Source organism: Rhizobium sp. AG855 (assembly GCF_003610655.1).
Lineage (GTDB): Bacteria > Pseudomonadota > Alphaproteobacteria > Rhizobiales > Rhizobiaceae > Allorhizobium > Allorhizobium wuzhouense.
This window is the reverse complement of record NZ_RAQG01000003.1, coordinates 2,970,799-2,985,602: the sequence shown is the minus strand read 5'-3', so window position 1 is coordinate 2,985,602 and position 14,804 is coordinate 2,970,799. Positions and strand designations below refer to the sequence as shown.

The window sequence follows — 14,804 nt, the reverse complement described above, 5'->3', positions numbered from 1 at the left end:
GTTACCAAACTTCTTCATTCTTTAGGACAAGCGACAGGATGGAAAATTCCGATCCTGTCCCAGTAAAGCCGGCATTCCCTGTCATGTGCCGGTTCCCTTGAGTTTTGGTAAGCGAGTTCAAGTATCATGGCGTCCTCGACCTCCTCGGTCTCCGGCGGCACAACGCCCGCCGTCAAGAAGATGCAGCCGCGCAAGGTCAAGCGCGGCTCCAGCCTGCCGACGGTGATGGGGATTGCACTCGCCTGTGCCTTCTGGACCACCGCGAGCCTGGCCATATTCAAGGGCCTCTCATCCTCGCCCATCGAGGCCCCCGTCTACGCCGGCCATGTCCTGCCAAAGCCGACGCTGATGGTTACGCAGCCTCTGGCGCCGCGCGCGCAGAAAGCCCCGTCCGGTGAACAGGAAGCGCTGGAAACCATGCGCCAACGTTTCGCCGAGGCGGTTGCCGCGACAGACAATCTCGGCCTCCTGATGCTGCCGGCCGCAATGCGGCTGGCAGAAGTCGAAAAGTCCGACCGCCTGCTTCTTGCCCGCATTGAAAGCTTTACCGATCCCCAGGCGATCGCTGTCCTGCGCGAGGCTCTCGGCAAGTTCGAGACCGAACGCCAGCAGGCTGCATTGGCGACAGCGGCCCGTGATCGCCGCAGCGGTGTGGACGACGCGAATCCGGTCGATCCTGTTGTCACGGCCTCCATCTCTCCTGCCTCTTCCGCTCCGCCAGCCCTCGGCTATGCCGCGCCGCCAAAAGCGGACGACATGATGGCGGCTGCCGATCCGCGTGAAGAACCTTTTCAGGAACTGTTGTCCGAACCCCAGGCCAGCGAGCATGGGGATCTTCCCGATGATGGCCCTGTGCCGCAGGTCAAGCCGCGCGCCGCGGCGATCCCGGCACCCGAGCCTCCCGTCGCCGCCGAAACTCCAGCTCCGGAAAAGCCGAAGAGGAAGACGCTCGCCAATCTTCTGGCCTATGCGAAGCCCAACAATCCGATCACCACGGATGATGGCGCAGGCGGTCTGTTCAGCCGCAAGAACAGCTTGCCCGGTCCGGGCAGCCGCATCGCAGTCTACGTGATCGAGGATGCCACCGTTCACATGCCGAACGGCGAAAAGCTTCGCGCTCATTCGGGACGGGCGCACATGCGCGACAATCCGAAATATGTGCACATGAAGAACCAGGGTCCGACCCCGCCGAACGTCTACAAGCTGCGCATGCGTGAGGCCCGCTTCCACGGCATCGAGGCGATCCGCATGACCCCGGTAGGCGATGCCAAGATGTACAATCGCGATGGCTTCCTGACCCACACCTATCTGCTGCGTCGCCGTGGGGACAGCTCCGGCTGCGTCGTGTTCGAGGATTACAATCGCTTCCTCAATGCCTTCAAGCGAGGCCAGGTCAATACGCTGATCGTGGTGCCGTCCTTGCGGGAACTGCCGAAATACACGGCAATGCTCTGAGACAGGACGAAGAAAAGCCTAGCAAGCCTCCGCAGCAACGCTGCGGAGGCTTTGTCGTAGATGGTGCGAGGAATTTTGCCCTTACATGGCCGGCATGACGGTGATCGCCTTGATCGGCATCTCGGCGCCGCCGATCACGTTCACCTTGGTTGCCGCACCTGTTTCAAGGTTCACCGTGTAGAGCACATTGTCGGCCACCAGCCAGGCGGTGTTCTTGCCCTCGCCAGTCGCCTGAATGTCGAAGGCGTAAGTCTTCGGCATGCCGTCGATGCCAAGCTTGCCGATCGCTTTTAGCGTGCCGTCATTCGGCTTGGTCTGCTGGATCAGCGCCCCGATCGTGGCGTCGATGTTGTACATCGCTGTCTTTTCCGGCTTGCCCACCGAATTGGTATAGGCGGCAGCAACGATGTTCGGCGTCTCGCCCTTGTGCATGTCGCCCTCCTCGAAGGCGAGGTTGCCATCGACGGTCACGGCACCCGTGTCGGGATGAACGCGGTAGTTCGTCGTGCCGGTCATGTAACGCAGCCGATCAGCCGCCGGGTTGAAGTTCACCACAACAGGCGCGTCACCGATGGCAAGCGGCTTGTCCATCTTGGCAACCTCCGTTGCTGCCCCCGTGGCCGGATCGATGGTGACGATCACGCTGTCGGCGGTCACGCCCACCAGACTCTGGTTGCCGGGCCGGTAGTCGAGGCCGACCAAACGCTCGGCGCCGCTGATGGCGACCGTCTTGGCACTCTCCGGCTTGTCTGTGTCGAAGATCACGAGCGTCTTGTCGCCGGCAAGGCCGACGACCTCGGCAGCCTGAGCGCCGAATGCGGTGAGCGCGGTTGCGGCGGCGAGGCTGAGGATACGGATGCTGGTCATGAAAATCTCCCGAATGATGAAACCGGCGACACCGATTGGTGCCTCCTGATCCCCAGACACGCGACCACCCGTGTTTGGATGCAGCGGTGCGAAAATTATTTTGCCTGCATCCAAATGAACGTCGCCGGTGTCTGACTTGCAGAGAGGGCGAGAGAAAGAACGAAGGCGATGCAGGTCACGCAGAGAGAACCGGTCATGCCGCGCGGCGAGGCCACAGCTGGTTGTCAAACGGCTGCTGCGGCCTACTTTCGCAGGACATATCATGGGGAAGCACGGATGCAGGATCCGCAACGGGTATTGGAACAGGCACTGAAGGCCTGTGCCTCTGGCGACAGGGCAGGGCTCGCAACGCTCTATGAGTTTGAGGCGAGCCGCATGGTGACCATTGCCGTGCGCATCCTGCGCCGGCATGAATTGGCCGAGGAAATCGTCCAGGAAGCCTTTCTGCAGATCTGGGCAAAGGCCTGGCAATATCAGCCCGAACGCGGCTCGGCGCGCGGTTGGCTGTATGCGGTGGTGCGCAGCCGCGCACTCAATGCCCTGCGCGACGGACGCCGGGAGGAACTGACCGACACGGACAGTCTGGAACGCCTGCAGGAGGATGCCGGTGACAGCCTCTATGTCGATCTCTTCGACGATCTCGACACATCAAGCCGCTTGCGCGCGTGTCTGTCACGGCTGGATGAGGTCCGTCGCAAGACGGTCTTCATGGCCTATGTCTCAGGCTACAGCCATGGCGAGATCGCCGGGCGGCTCAAGCTTCCGCTCGGCACTGCCAAGGCCTGGATACGCAGGTCCCTCTCGGCCCTCAGGGAGTGCATGGCATGACGATCTGGCAGACGATGGCCGAACGTGCCGATGCCTATGTCCTGGGCTTGATGGACGATGCCGAGCGAACGCGCGTCGAGGAAGAGATGCAGGCGAATGGCGATCTCGCGACTGCCGTGGGAGAGGCGCGCGACCGCTTCATCGAACTCGATCTGGCCGGTCCGTCCTCGCCGGTTTCGGACGGCCTGTGGAAGAAAATAGAGCAACAGCTGGAAGCGACAGGACCACAACCGGTCATGCGACCGAGTGTCCCGCCACAAGCATCGAACGATAACCGGCTCGATCGCTGGAAGCGCATCGCTCTGTCATCCGCTGCCGCCGCAATGCTGTTCTTCGGCATCTCGCTCTACGCGCTGTTCAGGCAGGGCGAGCCCCAGGTCATCGCCATCCTCATGGACAGCGCTGGCCAGCCGGTCGCGACGATCGAGGATTTTGGCAATGACAGCGCGAAGGTGACGCCGCTGGTCGATCTTGCGGTACCGACAGACCGTTCATTGCAACTCTGGACCCTGCCGACGCGGGACATGGGCCCGGTCTCGCTCGGGATCCTCGATGGTTGGCAGACCTCCACGGTCACCGGGCCGGCCCTTCCCGGACCCATCGAGGAGCAGCTCTACGAGATCACCCTAGAGCCGCTCGGGGGTTCACCGACCGGCCGGCCGACAGGCCCCATTCTGGGCAAGGGCTTCGCCAAGGCGCCCCGCCTCTAGAAACAGCAAAGGCCGGCTGCTGCCAGCCGGCCTTTGGGTTGGACACGACGCGTCGGATCAGAATTCCTGCCAGTCTTCCTTCAGGGCCGTGTTGCCACGGACCGCAGCCGGACGGGCCGATGGACGGCGCTCGGCCGGTGCTGCCGAAGGTGCATGGCGGACAGGTGCAGAGCTCTGGCCCGTATTGCCGGAATAATGATGCCCGAGCGTGAAGCGAGCGATGAACTGCCGCAGTCTCTCGGTTTCGTGGGCGAGCGTGGCACTGGCCGCGTTCGATTCTTCCACCATCGCCGCGTTCTGCTGGGTGACCTGGTCCATCTGGTTCACCGCCGAATTCACCTCGGACAATCCCGTCGCCTGTTCGCGGGCGGAGCTTGCAATGGCCTGCATGTGATCGTTGACCGCGACGATGTTCTCCTGGATGGTTTTCAGCGCCTCGCCGGTCTCGCTCACCAGCTTTACGCCGTTCTTCACCTCTTCCGACGAGTTGCGGATCAGTTCCTTGATCTCCTTCGCTGCTTGCGCAGAGCGTTGGGCCAGCTCGCGAACTTCCTGGGCGACGACCGCGAAGCCCTTGCCGGCCTCGCCCGCACGGGCAGCCTCGACACCGGCATTGAGGGCAAGCAGGTTTGTCTGGAAGGCGATCTCGTCGATCACGCCGATGATGTTGGAGATCTGGTTCGAAGACTGTTCGATCCTGGCCATGGCGCCAACGGCTTCTGCCACGATCTGCCCGGACCGCGTCGCGCTGGCATCGGCCAACTGGGTGGAGTTGCGCGCCTCTTCCGATCTCTTGGAGGCATTGCTGACATTGACCGTGATCTGGTCGAGCGCCGCGGCCGTTTCTTCGAGGGACGCTGCCTGCTGCTCGGTCCGCTTCGAAAGATCCTGAGCGCTGTGGCTGATTTCGCGCGTCCCGCTGTCGATCTGGTCCGTCGACTTGGCAACGGCACCAAGCGTCGAGCCAAGCTGCGTCAGCGCCTCGTTCAGGTTGATGCGCAGTGCGTCGAAGTCCGGAGCAAACGGCCGGTCGATGGTAAAGCTGACATCGCCATCGGCCATCTTCTTCAGCGAATCGCCGATCGTATCGACCGCATGCACGCGTTCGGTCACGTCGGTAGCGAACTTTACGACCTTGGTCACGCGACCGCGATCATCAAGGATCGGATTGTAGGAAGCGTTGATCACGACCTTCTTGCCGCCCTTGCCGTAGCGGGTGAATTCTGCCGCCTGAAACTTGCCGGCGCGAAGCTGCTTCCAGAATTCCTGGTAGTCGGGCGATCGGCTGTAGTCCTGATCGACAAACATGCTGTGATGTTTGCCCTTGATCTCGTCGAGACGGTAGCCAAGAGCATTGAGGAAGTTGTCGTTGGCCGTCACGACCTCACCTTCGGGCGTGAATTCGATGATGGCCTGAACGCGGCTGATCGCGACCATCTGGTTCTGGTAATCGAGATTCTGCAGGCGGGCACTGGCATTGGCCCATTCGACCACGAAACCTGTTGTCTTGGAGCCGCTCTTCAGAGGCGTCACGATCAGGTCGAAGGCATGATGCCCGACCCAGATGGTCGCCCGGTGCTGCGTCTTGAGGCTCGCCAGCATGTTGCGCTGGTGCGACGGGTTCTTGTGGAAGATGTCGATATTGCTGCCGATCAGCTTGGCAAATTCAAAGCGCGGCAGCTCTTTTCTGAGGTCAGCTTCCGCCTCCTTCAGCATCTCCTTCACGGCTGCGTTCATATAGCGGATGTTAAGCTTCTCATCCGCGATCATGATATTGGCCGTGACCACCTCGAGGGATTCTAGTTGCGCCTTTGTGTTATATGACTGTCCGAACATCTCTGCGCTGGTCCTTCTTTGCCAGTATTACGGGTGGACCTTCGCTCCGTCCCGAACGAAGGTAGACAAAAGGCAGAACTGTCATGAAGATCGGCGAGATTCGTATATCTTCCTGATTCTGCAGGCTTTTCCGTATCGAAATATACAATATTAGAGGTTTCGAATGCGTTAAGCCGGCCGATTTTTGTCACAATTGCTGGATCTGACCGCAAAAAAAAGGCCGCGAGTTTTCGCGGCCTGGCTGTTGTAAGGGAGGGCTTTATTAGAAAAGTACGCTGGCGCCCTGGTCTGCCGGACCTGCAATCCGCCGGAAACTGGCGAAAAGCTCGCGACCCATGCCGAATTCATTGGCGTCGAGATCTGTCGTCGCATTGTCACGGGAGGCAAGTTCGGCAGCGTCGACCAGAACTTCGAGTGTCCCGGCAATGGCGTCGAGGCGAATGATGTCGCCGTCCTTGATCCGCGCGATCGGCCCGCCGTCCACCGCTTCCGGTGTCACATGGATCGCCGCCGGTACCTTGCCGGATGCGCCGGACATGCGGCCGTCGGTCACCAGCGCCACCTTGAAGCCGCGGTCCTGCAGCACACCGAGCGGAGGTGTCAGGCGGTGCAGTTCCGGCATGCCATTGGCCTTCGGTCCCTGGAAGCGGACGACCGCGATGAAGTCCTTCTCCAGCTTGCCGGCCTTGAACGCGTCCTGCAGTTCCTGCTGGTCGTGGAAAACGATCGCTGGTGCTTCGATGACATGCCGCTCCGGCTTCACCGCCGAAATCTTGATCACGCCCTTGCCGAGATTGCCGGTCAGCATCTTCAAGCCGCCATTCGACTGGAACGGCTTGTCGATGGTGCTGAGCACCTTGGGATCGGCGCTGACCTCGGAGGCCGGTTCACGGGATACCGTGCCGTCTTCGGCGAGCTTTGGATCGATCGTGTATGCGGCAAGACCCTGGCCATAGACCGTGCGCACGTCATCATGCACATAGCCGGCCTTGAGCAGCTGCTTGATCAGGAAGCCCATGCCGCCTGCCGCGTGGAAATGGTTCACGTCGGCGAGCCCATTCGGATAGACGCGGGCGAGCAGCGGCACGATATCCGACAGGTCGGAGATATCCTGCCAAGTCAGCTGGATGCCGCCGGCACGAGCCATGGCGATCAGGTGCAGCGTATGGTTGGTCGAGCCGCCGGTGGCATGCAGGCCGACCACGCCGTTGACGATGGAACGTTCGTCGATCATCTCGCCTGCGGGCGTGAACTCATTGCCCAGCGCGGTAATGGCAAGCGCCCGCTTCGTCGCTTCCTTGGTCAGCGCATCACGCAGTGGCGTGCCGGGATTGATGAAGGAGGCACCCGGCAGGTGGAAGCCCATGATCTCCATCAGCATCTGGTTGGAGTTTGCAGTGCCGTAGAAGGTGCAGGTGCCAGGCCCGTGATACGACTTGGACTCCGCCTCGAGCAGCTCGGCGCGACCAACCTTGCCTTCGGCATAGAGCTGCCGGATGCGCGACTTCTCGTCATTTGGCAGGCCGGTCGTCATCGGGCCGGCTGGAATGAAGACAGACGGGAGGTGGCCGAAGGTCAGGGCTGCGATCATCAGGCCGGGCACGATCTTGTCGCACACGCCGAGATAGACGGCGGCATCGAACATGTTGTGCGACAGGCCAATCGCGGCTGCCATGGCGATCGCATCGCGGGAGAAGAGCGACAGCTCCATGCCCGGCTGCCCTTGGGTCACGCCGTCGCACATCGCGGGAACGCCGCCCGCGACCTGTGCCACGCCACCCGCTTCCGCTGCCGCCTGACGGATCAGCGCCGGATAGGTCTCGAAGGGCTGGTGGGCGGAGAGCATGTCGTTATAAGCGGTGATGATGCCGAGATTGGGCACCACGTCGCCGGCAAGGGCCGCCTTGTCCGAGGGGGAACAGACGGCAAAGCCGTGGGCGAGGTTGCCGCAAGACAGGGTAGAGCGGTGCACGCCCTTGGAGATCGCCCGGCGCGTCCGGTCGAGATAAACCTCACGCGTCGGCTTGGATCGCTCGACGATCCGCTTGGTGATGGCTTCGATACGGCTGTCTGCACTCATAGGATTTCGCTCCTCTTTCGGCGCGCGCGTCTGGTCACGCTTCGCGCAGGGCCTCCAGGCCCGGACATCGGGTTGTCGCGCATCGGGCCAGACCGTGATCCGTCACGGCATGGCAAGGGTCACCCGTTCAGGGCGCCCAGTAGATTTCGGGCGTTGTCGCTGCCCGTTCAAGCACCGCACGGATCGGCATGTCGGCTTCGTCCGTTCCGGCAGTCGCTTTTTCAAGCACACTCTTCTTCTCCGCGCCCTCGATATGGATGACGAGAAGACCGGCATCCTGCAAGGCCGAGAAGGAGAGCGTCAGCCGGGCTTCGCCTGCACCGGGGGCTTCCATCGTCATGACGCGCCGGGGCAGGGTAAGGTCCAGCGCGGCGGTGAGGTGATCTCCGCCCGGGAAGAAGGAGGCGGTGTGGCCATCCGTGCCCATGCCGAGAATGACGACATCGAAAGGCCCCGTCATGCCGGGAACGATGCCGGATGCCGTGATTGCCGCGTCCTCGATTGTCGCTTCCGGCCGATAGAGCGGCACGAACTGCGCCATCGCCGCAGCGTCCTTCAGCAGGTGGGTCTTGACCAGCAAATGGTTCGAACGCGGATTGTCCTCCGGAACGAACCTTTCGTCGACCAGCGTCACCTTGACCTTGGGCCAATCGATTGCGCGGCTCGAAAGGGCTTCGAAAAAGGCCTTGGGGGTTGATCCGCCGGATACGGCGAGCGTTGCCTCTCCCCGCGCCGCGATGGCGGCAGAGAGAGCCGCCGCAACGCGGTCTGCAAGCGCTGCCGCCAGGAATGAGGCGGTCTCGAAACTGTGCATCTGATACGCCATCGATCCCGGCCTCAGTCGTTTTCGTGCCATGTGCGGCCGTCGCGCTCGATCAGCGCAATGGCCTGGCTCGGTCCCCAGGTGCCGGACGTATAGCCTTGAGCCTTCTGGCCGATCTCTTCCCAGGATTTCAGGATCGGATCACACCACTTCCATGCCGCTTCCACTTCGTCGCGGCGCATGAACAGCGTCTGGTTCGAGCGGATGACGTCCATCAAGAGGCGTTCATAGGCGTCCGGATTGCGGACGTCGAATGCCTGGGCAAAACTCATGTCGAGTGAAACGTGGCGCAGGCGCATGCCGCCCGGACCCGGATCCTTGATCATCAGCCACTGCTTGACGCCTTCGTCCGGCTGCAGGCGGATCACCAGCTTGTTGGCTTCGATCCGGCCGGCCGCATCGCCGAAGATCGAATGCGGGATCGGCTTGAAGGCGATGACGATTTCCGACATCCGGGTTGCGAGACGTTTGCCGGTGCGCAGGTAGAAGGGCACGCCCGCCCAACGCCAGTTGTTGATCTCCGCCTTGATGGCGACGAAGGTTTCCGTATCGGAGACCGCGCCCAGTTCTTCCTGGTAGCCGTTGACCGCACCGCCCGCCGAGGCACCGGCGCGGTACTGTCCGCGAACCGTCTGCTTCTCGACATTGGCCGGCGTGATCGGCTTCAGCGAACGCAGGACCTTCAGCTTTTCGTCACGCACGGCTTCGGCGTCGAGCGAGGACGGGGCTTCCATGGCCACGAGGCAGAGAAGCTGCAGGATGTGGTTCTGCACCATGTCACGCAGCGCGCCGGCCTTGTCGTAATAGGTCACGCGGCCTTCGAGACCGACGGATTCGGCAACCGTGATCTGCACGTGGTCGATATGGGCGGAGTTCCACAGCGGCTCGTAGAGCGCATTGGCGAAGCGAAGCGCCATCAGGTTCTGCACCGTCTCCTTGCCGAGATAGTGGTCGATGCGGAAGATCTGCTCTTCCTTGAACACCTTGCCGATCGTGTCGTTCAGCGCCTGCGCGGAGGCGAGGTCACGGCCGATCGGTTTCTCGACGACGATGCGGGTCGACTTGGTGATCAGCTTGTGGTCGCGGATCTTGTCCGCGATGTCACCGAAAATCGCCGGCGAAACAGCGAGATAGAAGGCGCGAACGATGTCCTTGCCCTGGTCGAGAAGCTTTTTCAGATCTTCCCAGCCCTGATCCGACTTGGCGTCGACCGAAACGTAGTGGATGCGGGCAAGAAATTTCGCGAGCTCGGCTTCTTCCAGTTCTTCCGCCTTCAGATGCTCCTTCAGCGCGTCAAGCGTGAACTTGCGATACTCGTCGTCGGTCATGGCGGTGCGCGAGGCGCCGATCACGCGGGTCGGCTCGGTCAACTGGCCGGCCAGCTGGCGATGATACAGCGCCGGCAGAAGCTTGCGTTCGGCCAAGTCGCCGGTGCCGCCGAAGACGACGTAGTCAAAGGGTTCCACGGGGATGATCTGGCTGCTCATGCGGCGTCTCTCATTCGGAAAAGCGTTGCACCGGTTCTAATCTAATCGATTTAAAAAAGCCACCCTGCACCCGGAAATTTGTGGAACCAATGCCGCCGAAAGGATGAATACATCCTTATCTGCGACATTGGATCGCGGGCACGATGATCAGAATCGGTCCCGAAGCGCATACCATGTGAGCGCGAGGAAGAGCAGGGGTTTGCGCAGGCGGCCACCGCCGGGGAAGGGCGGGATCTTCAGATCCTTGAGTGCATCCAGTTCTCGGGCGTTCCCAGCGATCGTATCCGCATACATCTTGCCACAATAGTTCGACAGCATCACGCCGTGGCCGGAATAGCCGGCAAGCGACGTGACGCCCGGCAGGACGTCCCGCGCAAACGGTTTGCGTGGCATGGTGATGCCGACCGAGCCGCCCCACGCATGGGTCATCTCGACCGATGCGAGAGCAGGGTAGATCTCGGCAATCTGCCGGCGGATGTGGCTGGAGATGTCGCGCGGACTGTCGGAGGTATAAGCCTCGCGTCCGCCGAACAGCAGCCGCCCGTCCTGCGTCTTGCGGAAATAGCGCACCACGAACCGGCTGTCGGCCACCGCTTCTGAACCCGGAAGCACTTCCGGAAACGTGTCCAGCGGCACTGTCGCCCCGATGAAGGATCGGATCGGCATGACATGGGCCGCCGTCACCGGCTCCAGATTGCCGATATAGGCATTGGTCGCGATCAGCACGCGATCGGCGGTAATCGTGCCTTTCGGCGTATCGATGACCGTTTTGCCGCCGGCCTGGCGAATCGCCCTGGCTGGCGTCATTTCGTGGATCATCGCCCCGGCAGACGCGGCCACTCTTGCCAGCCCCACCAACAGCTTCAGCGGGTGGATATGGCCGGTGCCGCTGTCCCGCACGCCGTAGTGATAGCGTTTGGAGCCCAGTCTCTCCTGCGTCTCGGCTTCGTCCATGAAGGAAACATGCGGATAGCCATATCGCTCAGCCATGACATCGGCATCGTGCCGATAGTCTTTTTCCCAGCCGCGTTTGTGCGCGACATTCATCTGGCCCGGCATGTATTCCATGTCGATGCCGTGTTGTTCGGCGAAGTCGAGCAGGTAACGCTTCGCGTTCTCCGCCATGTCGAACAGCGCCTTGGAACGCGCGAAACCGAGCTCCTCTTCGAGTTCGGCCGGCCAGGCGCGCTGGCCGGTGCCGAGTTGTCCGCCGTTGCGGCCGGACGCTCCGTCACCGAAGCGGCTGCCCTCGATCAGAACAACGGAGGCGCCAAGGCGTCGCAGGTTGAACGCGGCCTGGAGACCGGTGAAACCGCCGCCGATGATGGCGACGTCGGCGCGCACCGAGCCGTCGAGTTCAGGATATTCCGGGCGCTCGCCGACGCTGGCCTGATACCAGGAGATCCCCGGTGCGATCGGGCTTTGCCATGTCATGGGGCCAACTCCCTCACACGTTGAGCAGGAGGAATTCGCGTTCCCACGGGCTGATAACCTGCATGAAGGTTTCGAATTCGCCGCGTTTGACCCCGGCATAGAGCCCGATGAACTCTCGACCGAAGACGTCGTGGAAATCAGCCTGGCTTTCCATCAGGGACACCGCTTCCAGGAGACCGCGCGGCAAGTCGACCGATCCCTCGTTCTCCGATCCTTCGGCGGCAGCCGTCGGTTCGATCTCCTTGACGATGCCGAGATAGCCGCAGGCGAGCGAAGCCGCGAGCGCGAGATAGGGGTTTGCATCCGAACTCGGGAGCCGGTTCTCCACGCGCCGCGCGGCAGCATCGGACACCGGCACGCGGAAGGCCGTCGTCCGGTTGTCGTAACCCCAGGCATTGTTGACCGGAGCCGCCATGTCGGGCGTCAGTCGGCGATAGGAGTTCACGTAAGGTGCCAGCATCGCCAGCGCGCTCGGCACATATTTCTGCATGCCGCCGATGAAGTGGAAGAACTCCGGCGAGGCCGACCCGTCCGGCTTCGAGAAGACGTTTTTGCCCGTCTTGATGTCGACCACCGACTGGTGGATGTGCATCGCCGAACCCGGCTGGCCCTGCATCGGCTTGGCCATGAAGGTGGCGTAGATGCCATGCTTCAGCGCCGCCTCGCGGATCGTGCGCTTGAACATGAACACCTGGTCGGCAAGTTCGATCGGATTGCCGTGGCGCAGGTTGATTTCGAGCTGGGCGGGACCTTCCTCGTGGATCAGGGTGTCGATCTCCAGCCCCTGCTTTTCCGAGAAGTGGTAGATGTCGTCGATCAACTCGTCGAATTCGTTGATCCCGGCAATCGAATAGCCCTGGCCTCCGACGATCGAACGGCCGGACCGACCTTTCGGCGGATGCAGCGGATAATCCGGATCATCGTTCATCGCGACGAGGTAGAACTCGATCTCCGGCGCGACGACCGGTTTCCAGCCCTTCTCTTCGTACAGGCGAAGAACGTTCTTCAAGACGTTGCGCGGCGTGTAGGACACGTTCTCGCCGTCGGAATCGACGATGTCGCAGATCACCTGGGCAGTCGGGTCCGTTTCCCACGGGACGACCGCCAGCGTGGAAAGGTCGGGCAGCAGCTTCAGATCGCTGTCGCGCGGCTCGTAACGGAAATTCTCCGTCTCATCCGGATACTCGCCGGAAATCGTATGGCGGTAGATCGCGGAGGGGAGGGCCAGCGACGTGTTCGAGGTGAACTTCGACGACGGCATCATCTTGCCGCGCGGCACGCCGGCAAGGTCTGGCGTGATGCATTCGATGTCCTCGATGCCACGCGCCCTCAGCCAGTTGGCCGCCTCCTTCCAGCTCGAGACGCCACGCTTCGATCCAGGGTCCGGCGGAACGCTCGTCTTCTTGGATGTGACGTTGAGGGGTCTCTGCATGGGCTTCTTCGGAGGCATGTCTCACCGGTTGGTTGTTGATGGGTTCCATCATAACCAGACTTTCCTCAATGGCGAGGGGGGAGCGTTGACTTTGATCAAAAGTTTGCCGAGACAGGCGCGGAGCTGACAGGAGAAGCGGCATGGCCATGACCTATGACGTCGCCATCATCGGAGCCGGAGCCGCCGGCATGATGGCGGCTTTCACCGCCGGAAGGCGCGGCCGCTCCGTCGTCGTGCTCGATCATGCGAAAGCACCGGGCGAGAAGATCCGCATCTCCGGCGGCGGGCGCTGCAACTTCACCAATATCCATGCGGGTCCGAAGAACTACATTTCCGAAAATCCGCATTTCGCCAAATCGGCGCTCGCCCGCTACACGCCTTCCGATTTCATCGCGCTGGTCGACCGCCACAAGATCGCCTGGCACGAAAAGACGCTCGGCCAGCTCTTCTGCGACGACAGCGCCAGGGACATCATCCGCATGCTGCTCGACGAGATGCGCGCGGCCCATGTCGAACTGAAACTGTCCTGCGAAATCTCTGATGTCGCGAAGAACCTTGATGGTTTCCGTCTGCAGACGAGCGACGGCACGGTCCTTGCCCGCAATCTGGTGATCGCCTCCGGCGGCAAGTCGATCCCCAAGATGGGCGCGACCGGATTTGCCTATCGCATCGCCGAGCAGTTCGGCCTCTCCGTGACGGAGACGAGGCCCGCGCTCGTGCCGCTGACGCTGGAACCCAACCTGCTGTCTTCCCTGTCCGATCTCGCCGGTGTCGCCGTCGAGGCCGATATCGCCCATGGCAAGACGCATTTCCGTGAGGCCATGCTGTTCACCCATCGCGGTCTCTCAGGCCCGGCCATCCTGCAGATCTCGAGCTACTGGCGGGAGGGCGACGAGATTGTCATGTCGCTGGAGCCGGACCGCGATTTTGCCGAGATCCTGAAATCTGCCAAACGCGACAACGGGCGCCAGCAGGTGCAGACGGTGCTGGCCCAGCACCTGCCCAAGCGCTTGGCACAGTACCTTGCCGAGACGCACAAGCTGGAACGTCCGCTCGCCGATCTCCCGGACAAAGCGCTCGTCGCGCTGGCCGATCAGATCCGTGGCTGGCGGCTGAAGCCGGCAGGCTCCGAGGGCTATCGCACGGCCGAGGTGACCTTGGGCGGTATCGACACCCGAAAGCTCGACAGCCGCAGCATGCAGGCGAAGGACGTGCCCGGCCTCTTCTTGATCGGCGAATGCGTCGACGTGACGGGCTGGCTCGGCGGCTACAATTTTCAGTGGGCCTGGGCATCGGGGCATGCGGCCGGCGAAAGCGTCTGATGCTTTTCGCCGGTTACAGGCAAGCTTTGCATTGTAATTCAGGACTTGTTAACATGCGTCGGCCATCCTGACAGAATGCCGGCGCGGCAGGAGATAAGCCGCGACATGACGTCAGGCCGGCAGCCAAACAGGCATGTTCTCGTCACGGACCTTTTCAAGGATTGCATTGATGACCCCTGAGAACCGCAAGCCCCGCGCCATTGCCATCGCCGTCACCCGCCGGCAGGACGAAGAGCGAAACACACTCCGCGCGCTGCTGATCAGCAGCCTGTTTGCCGCAAGCATGCTGGCAACCCTCGCGACCAGCTATCTCCTCGGTTGACGATATCCCCCACGCGATTGAGGTGAACGGGTCTGTCGCCCCTGGCTTCGCCTCCGCATGCGCCCCGCATGACGCGCAAGACCCGGTGGTGCCGCCCGATCGGCGGTATCCTTGTTCCGGCCTAGAACAAGAACCGTCGGCCCCGCAGTTCCTCGGACTAAGCGCTTAACCTCGCCTTGATACTTTTCCGGTCATTCTGATCCTCGGA

12 protein-coding genes are annotated in these 14,804 nt (G+C 62.0%); 5 read left to right on the top strand and 7 right to left on the bottom strand.

Translation table 11 applies throughout. The features are described 5' to 3' along the window. Nucleotides 1–126: 126 nt before the first annotated feature. Nucleotides 127–1,455: a DUF2778 domain-containing protein gene (locus DFO46_RS14720; protein WP_120277807.1), complete on the top strand. Its 1,329-nt coding sequence runs from the start codon at nucleotides 127–129 to the stop codon at nucleotides 1,453–1,455. Nucleotides 1,456–1,536: 81 nt separating this feature from the next. Here DFO46_RS14720 and DFO46_RS14715 read toward each other — a convergent pair whose 3' ends face one another. Beyond that, nucleotides 1,537–2,322, bottom strand: a complete 786-nt coding sequence (locus DFO46_RS14715) for a DUF4394 domain-containing protein (RefSeq protein WP_120278269.1) — start codon at nucleotides 2,320–2,322, stop codon at nucleotides 1,537–1,539. A gap of 276 nt (nucleotides 2,323–2,598) precedes the next feature. Between DFO46_RS14715 and DFO46_RS14710 the strand changes: the two genes are divergently transcribed. Then, nucleotides 2,599–3,150 (top strand): sigma-70 family RNA polymerase sigma factor, encoded by a 552-nt coding sequence (locus DFO46_RS14710; RefSeq protein ID WP_120277806.1) that lies wholly within the window; start codon nucleotides 2,599–2,601, stop codon nucleotides 3,148–3,150. Continuing rightward, on the top strand, nucleotides 3,147–3,860 hold the full coding sequence (locus DFO46_RS14705; protein ID WP_120277805.1) for an anti-sigma factor: 714 nt from the start codon (nucleotides 3,147–3,149) through the stop codon (nucleotides 3,858–3,860). Before DFO46_RS14710 ends, DFO46_RS14705 begins: the two co-directional genes overlap by 4 nt. A gap of 57 nt (nucleotides 3,861–3,917) precedes the next feature. Here DFO46_RS14705 and DFO46_RS14700 read toward each other — a convergent pair whose 3' ends face one another. The 6 genes from DFO46_RS14700 to DFO46_RS14675 all read right to left on the bottom strand — a co-directional run bounded on the left by DFO46_RS14700 (nucleotide 3,918) and on the right by DFO46_RS14675 (nucleotide 12,970). Beyond that, nucleotides 3,918–5,696 (bottom strand): PAS domain-containing methyl-accepting chemotaxis protein, encoded by a 1,779-nt coding sequence (locus tag DFO46_RS14700; RefSeq protein ID WP_120277804.1) that lies wholly within the window; start codon nucleotides 5,694–5,696, stop codon nucleotides 3,918–3,920. A gap of 262 nt (nucleotides 5,697–5,958) precedes the next feature. Beyond that, nucleotides 5,959–7,776 (bottom strand): phosphogluconate dehydratase, encoded by a 1,818-nt coding sequence (edd, locus tag DFO46_RS14695; protein WP_120277803.1) that lies wholly within the window; start codon nucleotides 7,774–7,776, stop codon nucleotides 5,959–5,961. A 127-nt stretch (nucleotides 7,777–7,903) separates the two neighbouring features. Then, a complete protein-coding gene (pgl, locus tag DFO46_RS14690) occupies nucleotides 7,904–8,602 on the bottom strand; it encodes a 6-phosphogluconolactonase (RefSeq protein WP_120277802.1) in 699 nt (232 codons plus the stop codon). Between the two features lie 11 nt (nucleotides 8,603–8,613). Beyond that, nucleotides 8,614–10,086, bottom strand: a complete 1,473-nt coding sequence (gene zwf, locus DFO46_RS14685) for a glucose-6-phosphate dehydrogenase (RefSeq protein ID WP_110789914.1) — start codon at nucleotides 10,084–10,086, stop codon at nucleotides 8,614–8,616. 147 nt (nucleotides 10,087–10,233) lie between these two features. After that, the gene (locus tag DFO46_RS14680; protein WP_120277801.1) at nucleotides 10,234–11,520 is read right to left on the bottom strand and encodes an FAD-binding oxidoreductase; all 1,287 of its coding nucleotides are present in this window, start codon (nucleotides 11,518–11,520) and stop codon (nucleotides 10,234–10,236) included. A 13-nt stretch (nucleotides 11,521–11,533) separates the two neighbouring features. Then, nucleotides 11,534–12,970, bottom strand: a complete 1,437-nt coding sequence (locus tag DFO46_RS14675; protein ID WP_110789912.1) for a glutamine synthetase family protein — start codon at nucleotides 12,968–12,970, stop codon at nucleotides 11,534–11,536. A gap of 122 nt (nucleotides 12,971–13,092) precedes the next feature. On the opposite strand from DFO46_RS14675, the gene DFO46_RS14670 reads away from it, so the two are divergent. Next, on the top strand, nucleotides 13,093–14,274 hold the full coding sequence (locus tag DFO46_RS14670; protein WP_120277800.1) for an NAD(P)/FAD-dependent oxidoreductase: 1,182 nt from the start codon (nucleotides 13,093–13,095) through the stop codon (nucleotides 14,272–14,274). A gap of 169 nt (nucleotides 14,275–14,443) precedes the next feature. Next, nucleotides 14,444–14,596, top strand: a complete 153-nt coding sequence (locus DFO46_RS23920; protein WP_165826134.1) for a hypothetical protein — start codon at nucleotides 14,444–14,446, stop codon at nucleotides 14,594–14,596. The last annotated feature ends 208 nt before the right edge of the window (nucleotides 14,597–14,804 follow it).